This window comes from Ferrovibrio sp. (genome assembly GCF_965278975.1).
Lineage (GTDB): Bacteria > Pseudomonadota > Alphaproteobacteria > Ferrovibrionales > Ferrovibrionaceae > Ferrovibrio.
In genome coordinates this window covers 2,669,740-2,678,834 of sequence record NZ_OZ257126.1, presented here as the reverse complement: position 1 = coordinate 2,678,834, position 9,095 = coordinate 2,669,740, and the positions used below count along the sequence as shown (strand labels likewise).

10 protein-coding genes are annotated in these 9,095 nt (G+C 63.0%); 5 read left to right on the top strand and 5 right to left on the bottom strand.

Features of this window, described 5'->3' with window-relative positions; all coding sequences use genetic code 11:
• Positions 1-3 precede the first annotated feature (3 nt).
• Complete coding sequence (locus tag ACQY7X_RS12895; protein WP_428245677.1) at positions 4-897, bottom strand: DNA-methyltransferase; 894 nt, start codon at positions 895-897, stop codon at positions 4-6.
• A gap of 312 nt (positions 898-1,209) precedes the next feature.
• Between ACQY7X_RS12895 and ACQY7X_RS12890 the strand changes: the two genes are divergently transcribed.
• From ACQY7X_RS12890 to ACQY7X_RS12880, 3 genes are all read left to right on the top strand, one after another.
• The gene (locus tag ACQY7X_RS12890; protein WP_428245675.1) at positions 1,210-1,620 is read left to right on the top strand and encodes a thermonuclease family protein; all 411 of its coding nucleotides are present in this window, start codon (positions 1,210-1,212) and stop codon (positions 1,618-1,620) included.
• A 72-nt stretch (positions 1,621-1,692) separates the two neighbouring features.
• Complete coding sequence (locus tag ACQY7X_RS12885; protein ID WP_428245673.1) at positions 1,693-2,901, top strand: CobW family GTP-binding protein; 1,209 nt, start codon at positions 1,693-1,695, stop codon at positions 2,899-2,901.
• Between the two features lie 30 nt (positions 2,902-2,931).
• The gene (locus ACQY7X_RS12880; RefSeq protein WP_428245671.1) at positions 2,932-3,705 is read left to right on the top strand and encodes a hypothetical protein; all 774 of its coding nucleotides are present in this window, start codon (positions 2,932-2,934) and stop codon (positions 3,703-3,705) included.
• Here the strand turns inward: ACQY7X_RS12880 and ACQY7X_RS12875 are convergent.
• Positions 3,702-4,736 carry an asparaginase gene (locus tag ACQY7X_RS12875; RefSeq protein ID WP_428245669.1) on the bottom strand — a complete coding sequence of 345 codons (1,035 nt, stop codon included), beginning with the start codon at positions 4,734-4,736 and terminating at the stop codon, positions 3,702-3,704. The two genes, ACQY7X_RS12880 and ACQY7X_RS12875, sit on opposite strands and share 4 nt — an antisense overlap.
• Before the next feature lie 92 nt (positions 4,737-4,828).
• On the opposite strand from ACQY7X_RS12875, the gene ACQY7X_RS12870 reads away from it, so the two are divergent.
• The gene (locus ACQY7X_RS12870) at positions 4,829-5,323 is read left to right on the top strand and encodes an RNA methyltransferase (RefSeq protein WP_428245667.1); all 495 of its coding nucleotides are present in this window, start codon (positions 4,829-4,831) and stop codon (positions 5,321-5,323) included.
• Positions 5,324-5,353: 30 nt separating this feature from the next.
• Entirely contained in the window at positions 5,354-5,896 is a 543-nt protein-coding gene (locus tag ACQY7X_RS12865; protein ID WP_428245665.1) for a methylated-DNA--[protein]-cysteine S-methyltransferase, read from the top strand.
• Here the strand turns inward: ACQY7X_RS12865 and ACQY7X_RS12860 are convergent.
• Genes ACQY7X_RS12860 through ACQY7X_RS12850 form a run of 3 tightly spaced genes read right to left on the bottom strand, consistent with a single transcriptional unit; the run spans position 5,888 to position 9,057 of the window.
• Positions 5,888-6,223 (bottom strand): type II toxin-antitoxin system RelE/ParE family toxin, encoded by a 336-nt coding sequence (locus tag ACQY7X_RS12860; protein WP_428245663.1) that lies wholly within the window; start codon positions 6,221-6,223, stop codon positions 5,888-5,890. The two genes, ACQY7X_RS12865 and ACQY7X_RS12860, sit on opposite strands and share 9 nt — an antisense overlap.
• 8 nt (positions 6,224-6,231) lie before the next feature.
• Positions 6,232-6,504 carry a type II toxin-antitoxin system Phd/YefM family antitoxin gene (locus tag ACQY7X_RS12855; protein ID WP_428245661.1) on the bottom strand — a complete coding sequence of 91 codons (273 nt, stop codon included), beginning with the start codon at positions 6,502-6,504 and terminating at the stop codon, positions 6,232-6,234.
• A gap of 60 nt (positions 6,505-6,564) precedes the next feature.
• Positions 6,565-9,057: a DNA translocase FtsK gene (locus ACQY7X_RS12850; protein WP_428245659.1), complete on the bottom strand. Its 2,493-nt coding sequence runs from the start codon at positions 9,055-9,057 to the stop codon at positions 6,565-6,567.
• Positions 9,058-9,095: the final 38 nt, after the last annotated feature.

The window sequence follows — 9,095 nt, the reverse complement described above, 5'->3', positions numbered from 1 at the left end:
TATTTACGCAGCTGCCATGATGCACTGACTGGTGCTAATTAGGCGGCTCACTCCACTTTTTATACAATCAACACCGCCCGAACGAATAGTCTCCATGTTGGACTTTCCAATAACTGCTTCAAGCCGCTGTTCAGCAACTGAAATTAAATCCATCGCATCCTTTTTAAATTCATGAATATTCCGGTTCTTTTCTATGCCAATGCAGGATCTTCCCTCACAAGCCGCTGCAACGAGGAAACTGCCGGATCCGAAAGCATTGTCGAGAACAATGTCACCAGGGTTGGTATAAGTCCGAACTAAATACCGCCCTAAATCGACAGGCTTTTGAGTAGGGTGCCATACGCGCCCCTCACTTTCCGCCGTCTTGAAGTATACGACATCGGTAGGATAACGCCCCCCATCACTTTGGACACGGACAGGGCTAAAATCACCATATGAACCCGTCAGTTGGCTTTTTCGCACCCCCTTATCATACGCCTCACCAGGAGACATTTGAGGGGTATATTTAGGTTGCCGCGGGTAGAATATGCAAATGTCCTCATGGCGCCGCAAAGGTTGTTTTTTGGCATTTAAGAAGTTCGTTGGTTTCGACTTAACCCAAGTAATCTTGTATTTGAAAATATCGTCCTGACTGAGGATAAGCCGGGCAGTGAAAGGGCCTTGCCCCATTAACGCAACCACGCCCTGTGGCGCTAGAATACGTCGGTAATGTTGCCACAACCGATCAAGCGGGATCACACTATCCCACTGATTTTGTGTAGTACCGTAGGGTAGATCACACAAAATCATATTTACTGATCCGTCAGGTATTGCCGTCATTTCCTCTAGACAATCACCTTCAATGAGCAAGGCTGCACTCTTTTGGATAAATTTATTATTCATCAATATGTTATTCATTTCTCACACCCAAGAGCTGCGACGTTAACCATAAGATATCCACAGGCTCTAAGTAAAAGGTTAACGTCGGACTTATTAACCTGTGAGGTCTACTCGGACAAGAGGCGCCGGCTGGAGCTGCCCGGCGACCTCAAGCGCTGGGTACTCTGACTCCACCCTGATTTCACGACTTTTAAGCGCAAGCCAGCCTTGCCTTTTGGCCGATTCAGCGTAAAATGAGAACGAGAAGGGATCATTTGTTCCCATAATTCTCGTAATAAGATGCTATTGAATATAATCATATCCAGAATAGCGGCTTTCTACCCGTTATGGGTGTTGGCCCCGTTCCTGCCTGCCGCAGCGATAGGCGAACCGGCACTGCGCGGTCCCGTAGCGGTGGAGCAGGCTCGCGTCATCGATGGCGATACTCTGGAAGTGGTGGCGCTGATCTGGCTCGATCAGCGCGTCACCACCCGGGTGCGGCTGGAGGGCATCGACACCCCGGAGCGCCGCAGCCCCTGTGCCGCCGAGCGCGAGGCCGCAACAGCGGCCAGTCGTTTCGCTGCCGACTGGCTGGCGCGCCAGGACAAGGTGGTGCTGCGCGACCTGGAACACGACAAATACGGCCGCCGCGTGGTTGGCCGGGTGCAGAGCGCCGACGGGACCTCAGATCTCGGCGACATGCTGATCCAGGCCGGGCTGGCGCGACGCTACGATGGCGGGCGCAAGCAGCCCTGGTGCTGAACAAGCCAAGCTGCCAAGCACTGGACTTCGCCGCCAACTCGCCCGAAATAGACGGCTAGAGGAGAATTCCCCATGAGCACTGGCCAGATCGACCACCGCCTGCCCGTTTCCGTCATCACCGGTTTCCTTGGCGCCGGCAAAAGCACGCTGCTGAACCGGCTGCTGCGCCACCCGGCAATGGGCGAGACCGCCGTGATCGTCAACGAATTCGGCGAAATCGGCCTGGATCATGCGCTGATCGCATCGAGCAGCGAGGATACCGTGCTGCTCTCCTCGGGCTGCCTGTGCTGCACTGTGCGCGGTGACCTGGTGAACACGCTGCGCGAACTGATGCAGAAGCGCGAGAGCGGCGCGGTGAAGCCGTTCCGCCGCGTGGTGATCGAGACCACCGGCCTGGCCGACCCGGCGCCGGTGCTGCACACGCTGATGAGCGATGCCGTGGTGTCGGAACGCTTCCGGCTGGAAAGCGTCGTCACCCTGGTGGATGCGGTGAATGGCAGCGCCACGCTGGACAACCACCTGGAAGCCGTGAAGCAGGCCGCCGTGGCCGACCGCCTGGTCTTGAGCAAGACCGATATCGCGCCCAAGGCCTTGGTTGGCGAACTGCGCCACCGCCTGCAGCATCTCAATCCCGGCGCACCGATCCTGGCCGTGGTGGAAGGCGATATCGAGCCGGACAGGCTGTTCAATGCCGGGCTCTATGATCCGGCGCGCAAGAGCTACGACGTGCAGAACTGGCTGCGCGCCGAAGCCTATGGCGGGCATCACCACCACCATGATCACGACCATGATCACCATGGGCACGATCACCACCATCACGGCCACGACGATCATCACCACGACCACCATGGTGAACACGATCATCATGATGACCATGGGCATCATGATGAGCATGACCATCCACGCACGGCGGATGGCAAGCTGGATGTGAACCGCCACGATGCGTCGATCGCTTCCTTCTGCCTGACGTTCGATCAGCCCTTCGAGTGGAATACGCTGGCAACCTGGCTCGACCTGCTGGCGGCCTATCGCGGCGACAACCTGCTGCGCGTGAAGGGCCTGATCAATGTGGTGGGCGTCGACCGCCCGGTGGTGGTGCATGGCGTGCAACACCTGTTCCATCCGCCGGCCACCATTCCAGCCTGGCCCGATGAGGATCGCCGCAGCAAGATCGTGTTCATCACCCGCGATCTGGGCCGCGAGGTGATCGAGCAGACGCTGACCGCGCTGGCGCAGGCCGAGGCCGCGCCGCCGGAAAGCCTGGCACCGGCTGGCCGTTAGCCGCCCGCCAATGATGAGTCACCTGTCCGCATGAGCGAACTCGACCCCGGCCTCGGCGCCGCAATCGCCGCCATGGCGGCGACCGCACGGCAGCGCGTGTTCAGCCTCGATTATGCCGGCCGGCGCTACTGGGTGAAGCGCCCCGGCCTGCCGCGCCTGCGTTCTTCGGTGTTCATGCAGCGCTGCATCGCCCTGGCCTTCGGCCTCGCCATGCTGAAACCGCCGCGCGATGGCGCCCTGAAAAGCGAAGCCGTGGCTTTGCGCCACCTTGCCGCCAATGGCTGGCCGGTGCCGGCTCTGGTGGCGGAAGAACCGCGCTGGCTGGTGCTCGGCGATGGCGGCGCCAGTGTCGAGACTTTGCTGAACCAGGAACCGGATGCCGGGCGGCGCCGGGCAATCATCGAAGCCTGCGCCGAATTGCTGTTGCGCCTGCATCGCCAGGGCGAATGGCATGGCGGTGCGCAGATCCGCAATTTCTCCTGGCGCGATGGCAAGCCCGGCCTGCTTGATCTGGAAGATCATGACCTGCCGGGCATGACCCTGGCCCAGCGCCAGGCACGCGACCTGCTGCTGTTCCTCTATTCACTGACCCGCTACGACAAGGATGCGTCGGCGCCGCTGCTGCCGGCTGTGGCCAAGCGACTGGTGCAGGCTTCGGACAACAGCACCCGCGCCGAGATTGCCCGGCTGCATCGCCGCATCGGCCCGATCATCCGGCTGGCCAAACCCTTTGCCGCCAAAGCGGGACGCGATGTGCGTCAGGGCCTGGCGGCGGAAGCCGCACTCGCTGCTGCACTCGATTAAAAGCCCGGCTCCAGCCCGATATCGCCGACACGCAGGCCACGCCAGTTGCTCAACACCGGCTCCACCAGCGGCCGCATTACTTCATGTGCCGCCGCATCCAGCAGGCCGAGATGTTCCAGCACGCCGCCAAGCGCGGTCTGGGCCGCGCGCGCCGTGCCATCCAGTGCCTTGAGCGCGATGCCGATGCCCAGTTCGGCGGAAGCCGCCGTGTAGACACCCTCGGCGCCGGTCTTGGCAATAAAACGCCCCCTGCCCGCCTGCATCACGGCGGTGCAGAAGCGACCCGTGCCAGCCACAAAGAACGGCTCGGCCAGCACGGCCCCTGCCAGCCGCTGCGCCGCCTTGGCGCGCGCCGGAGCCAGGCCCTGGCCGGTGACGAAGCGCGCGAAGCCATGCGCCAGCTTGTTCAGCGGCAAGGCCAGGGTCGGCATCGAGCAGCCATCGGTGGCATAGGCATCTGCGGCGATCTTCACGCCGCAGACATCTTCAATCGCCGCCGTAACCCGGCGCTGCACCGGATGTTCGGGGCCGACATAGCCCGAAATCGCCTCGCCCATATGGCGCGCCACGGTGACCATGCCGGCATGTTTGCCGGAGCAATTATTATGCAGCGTTGTCGGCTGGCTATGGGCGCGGGCAATGTCGCGCGCGGTTTCCTCGTGATAGGGCCAGTGGGCGCCACATTCCAGCGCGCCATGGTCGAGGCCAAGGCGACCGAGCCAGGCGGCAACGGTATCGGTATGCCGCTTTTCGCCGCCATGGCTGGCGCAGGCCATGGCGATTTCGGCCTGGCTCAGGCCCGCCGCATCCGCCGCACCGGTCTCGATCAGCGGCAGGGCCTGGAAGGCCTTGTTCGAGGAACGCGGGAAGATCGTCATGCCGGTATCGCCCCAGCCGGCCACCTGGCGGCCAGAGGCATCCACCACCACGGCGGCGATGGCATGGCGGCTTTCCACTTGCGCGCCGCGCCGCACCTCGACGATAAAGGGCCGCGCGCCGGGCGATGGCAGGGGGCCGAAACTATTGGCCATGGTTTCCTCCTGGATATTTCGGCGTAGTTTATACTTATTGCGGCAGAGGCGGACCAGAGATGCGTGGCTTTTTCGGCGTAGGCACAGAGCGGATGAGCAAGCCGATGAATGCGGGCACGCTGTTCCGCACCGCGCATGCCTTCGGCGCCGGCTTCGTTTTCACCATCGATGCCGCCTATTCGGTGAATGCCGCCCGCTCCGATACCAGCCGCACGCCCGACAACCTGCCCTGGTATACCTACGACAAGCCCGCCGACCTGAAACTGCCGCAGGGCTGCAAGCTGGTGGGCATCGAACTGCTGGATCAGGCCGTGGACCTGCCGAGCTTCCGCCACCCGCAGCGGGCCGCCTATGTGCTGGGGCCGGAACAGGGCTCGCTGAGCCCGGAACTGGTCGCGCGCTGCGACCATGTGATCAAGATCCCGACCAGCTTCTGCGTCAATGTCGGCGTTGCCGGCGCCATCGTGATGTATGATCGCCTGATCACGCTCGGCAAGTTCGCCGAACGCCCGCTTTCGCCCCTGGGCAAGCCGGTCTGGCCGGAGGATACCGGCGGGCGGCACCGCAAGCGCATCGTTGAGTCATGAAATGGGTCGAATCATGAAGCGGATCGCGTCATGAATTACGCCGTGTTCGATACCGCGCTTGGCCCCTGCGGCCTGCTGTGGGGCGAACGCGGCATCGCGGCGGTGCAATTGCCTGAACATAGCCGCGAGGCAACCCGCGCCCATCTGCTGCGGCGCCATGCAGCCGCCGAGGAAGCCACGCCGCCGCCGGCCATCGCCAAGGCCATTGCCGGCATCCAGGCCCTGCTCGGCGGCGACCGCAGCGTGAGTTTTGCGGATGCACCGCTGGATACCGAGGCCCTGCCCGCCTTCCACCGCCGTGTCTATGACGTGATCTGCCGGCTCAAGCCCGGGGAGACCATGACCTATGGCGCAATTGCCAATGAACTGGATGCAGGACCCGACGGTGATGCCCGCGCGGTGGGCTATGCGCTCGGCAAGAACCCTATCCCGGTGATCATTCCCTGCCATCGCGTGGTGGCTGCCAATGGCAAGCTCGGCGGCTTCTCGGCGCCGGGAGGACGCGAGACCAAGCTGAAAATGCTCGCCATCGAAGGCGGTGCGCCGGATAACAAACAGCCGAGTTTATTCTAGGCCAGATATCAGCAAGCGCCGTTGCAGCAGGGTCTGCATGTCGCGGCGCCCGTCAAGCACGCAATAGACAATGACCTGCCGACCCAATACCCGGTAGATAATGCGATACGGCTTGAAATGTGCCTCAAGGAAATCGGTAATGCCGAGCGTCCTCAATTCCTTCGGCACATGGCCGCGTAGGGGAAGCTCAGCCAGACGCAAGCAGACCGTTTCCAGAGCAGCCAGCAGCCGATCCGCTTTTTGCAGGCCATCCTGCGTGGCGACGAAGCGGTGAATATCGACAATGTCCTGTTCGGCATCTTCGGCGAGGAAAACCTCATAGCCCATGATCGGGCTCAAACTTTGAGGCGCGCACGAATGCTGGAAAAGGCCTGCTTCGCCGGTTTTACCCTGCCTGCCTCGACATTCCTGGCGGTCAAGGCAAGCACCTTGAGCAGCGCCAGTGTCTCCTGGGTCTGCTCATAGCTGGCGATATCCTGCAACACCGCCTTGGCTTCGCCATGCAGGGTTACGATAACCGGCTCGCCATGCACGGAAAGTTCCCGAATTACTTCCGGGGCATGTGCCTTGAGATAGCTGATCGGTTTGACACGGTCGGCAAGCTTCATGGCCGGCTCCTTCACAAGCAGACCAGAATATAGACCGAATTTAGTCCGGGAGGAACCCCCCTACTCCGCCGCCTCGATGTCGCGGGCCAGCACTTCGCGCTTGCCGACATGGTTGGCGCCGCCGACCACGCCTTCCTTTTCCATCCGCTCCATGATGCGGGCAGCGCGGTTATAGCCGATCTGCAGGTGGCGCTGGATGAAGCTGGTGGAGGCCTTGCGCTCGCGGCAGACCAGGGCCACGGCCTGATCATAGAGCTGATCGGCCTCATCGCCGTCTTCACCACCGCCCATGCCGGGCAGGCCGAATTTGCTGTCGTTGTCGGCAGTGACCGCCTCGACATAGACCGGCTCGCCCTGATCCTTGAGCATCTTCACCACGCGCTCGACTTCCTCGTCGGTCACGAATGGCCCATGCACGCGCTGGATACGGCCGGCGCCGGGCATGTAGAGCATGTCGCCCATGCCGAGCAGCTGCTCGGCGCCCATCTCGCCCAGGATCGTGCGGCTGTCGATCTTCGAGGTGACCTGGAAGGAAATGCGGGTGGGGAAATTCGCCTTGATCGTGCCGGTGATGACATCCACCGAGGGACGCTGCGTCGCCATGATCAGGTGAATACCGGCGGCACGCGCCATCTGCGCCAGGCGCTGGATCGCGGCTTCGATATCCTTGCCCGCCACCAGCATGAGGTCGGCGAGTTCGTCGACGATCACCACGATGAAGGGCAGCGGATTGAGATCGAGCGGGCGTTCCTCGAAGATCGGCTTGCCGGTTTCAGGATCGAAACCGGTCTGCACCGTGCGGCCGAGGGTTTCGCCCTTCACGCGGGCCTGCGCCAGGCGCTCGTTGTAGGAGGCGATGTTGCGCACGCCGAGTTCCGACATCTTGCGATAGCGGTCCTCCATCTCGCGCACGGTCCATTTCAGCGCCACCACCGCCTTGCCCGGCTCGGTGACCACCGGCGCCAGCAGATGCGGGATACCGTCATAGACCGACAATTCCAGCATCTTGGGATCGACCATGATGAAGCGGCACTGATCCGGCGTCAGGCGATAGAGCAGCGACAGGATCATGGTGTTGATCGCCACCGACTTGCCCGAGCCGGTGGTGCCGGCAACGAGCAGATGCGGCATGCGGGTGAGATCGGCAATCGCCGGGGAGCCGCCGATATCCTTGCCGAGCGCCAGGGCCAGCTTGTTGGCGGAATTCTCGAATTCGGCGGAAGCCAGCAATTCGCGCAGGTAGACCGTCTCGCGCTTGGCATTCGGTAATTCGATGCCGATGGCGTTGCGGCCCGGGATCACCGCGACACGGGCGGAGAGCGCGCTCATCGAGCGGGCGATATCGTCGGCGAGGCCGATGACGCGGCTCGACTTGGTGCCGGGCGCCGGTTCGAGTTCATAGAGCGTCACCACCGGGCCGGGGCGCACCTTGGTGATTTCGCCCTGCACGCCGAATTCGCTGAGCACGGATTCGAGCATCCGCGCATTCTGCTCCAGGGCTTCTTCGTTGATCTTCTCGCGGCCGGCATCGGCGGGCGCCGGCTTCAGCAGGCCGAGTTCGGGCAGCTCGAAACTGCCGCCATCGCCCAGCTTCATCGCCACCTGTGCTTCAGCGGCGGCACGCTTGCCGGCCTTGGGCCGTTCCAGGCGGCGCTCGACACGGCCCTGCTCGTCCAGCTTCTTGGCCGGCGGCAGCGCCATGCTCTCGCGCTCATCCTCATCATCATCCGCCTCTTCCTCGTCATCGACATGACGTGACTTGGCGGAGGAAAGGCGCGGCTCGGCGCGCTGCTGGCTGCCGCGCGGCTTTTCCTCACCCGGCACCGGTGTTTCAAAATCATCGTCCTCGGCATCTACCGCGCGACGCGAGAAGATCGGCGCGAAAGCGGCGCCGAAAGCCTGCTTGATGCCGCCGAAGAAGCCCGGCGCCTCGGCGCCGGCACGCAGGGCCACCTTGCCGCTCTGGTAGAGACCTTGAGCGGTGAGGCCAGCAGCGGCGGTGGCGCCGAAGCCGATGCCGGAGCCGACGCTGCGCCATTCACCAAGCGACAGGCCGGAGCAGAAATAGAAGCAGAGGCAAGCCAGGCCCAGGCAGACGGCACCCGGCAGCACGGCGGAAATCGGCAGGCCGAGTTCCACCGCCACCGGCACGAGCTGGCGGTACATCAGCCAGTCGCCCAGGATGCCGCCAAGGCCGGTGCGAAGCGTCCAGGAGGCCGGCAGCGGCAGGGCGGCGGCGAAGGCGGCGAACAGCAGCAGGGTGAGCGGCACCAGGGCGATGTTCAGCCACCAGCGCGGCAGGCCGCGATGGGAGGCGACACGGAAGCCCCAGGTGGCCAGCAGGCCGACGAACAGCCAGGCCGAGAGGCCGAGCGTCTGGAGCAACAGATCGGAGAGGTAGGCGCCCGGGCGGCCGAGCCAGTTCTGCGCCACCTGGCGGGTGGCATGATTCAGATTCGGGTCGGCTTCGGTGTAGGTAGCCAGCGCCAAAGCCAGCAGGAAGCCGCAGCCGAGCAGCAGCACGCCGCCGCCCTCCTGCGCCCGCTCTCGCATGAAACTATCGAAACCCTGCGGAAAAAACCGTGGTTTCC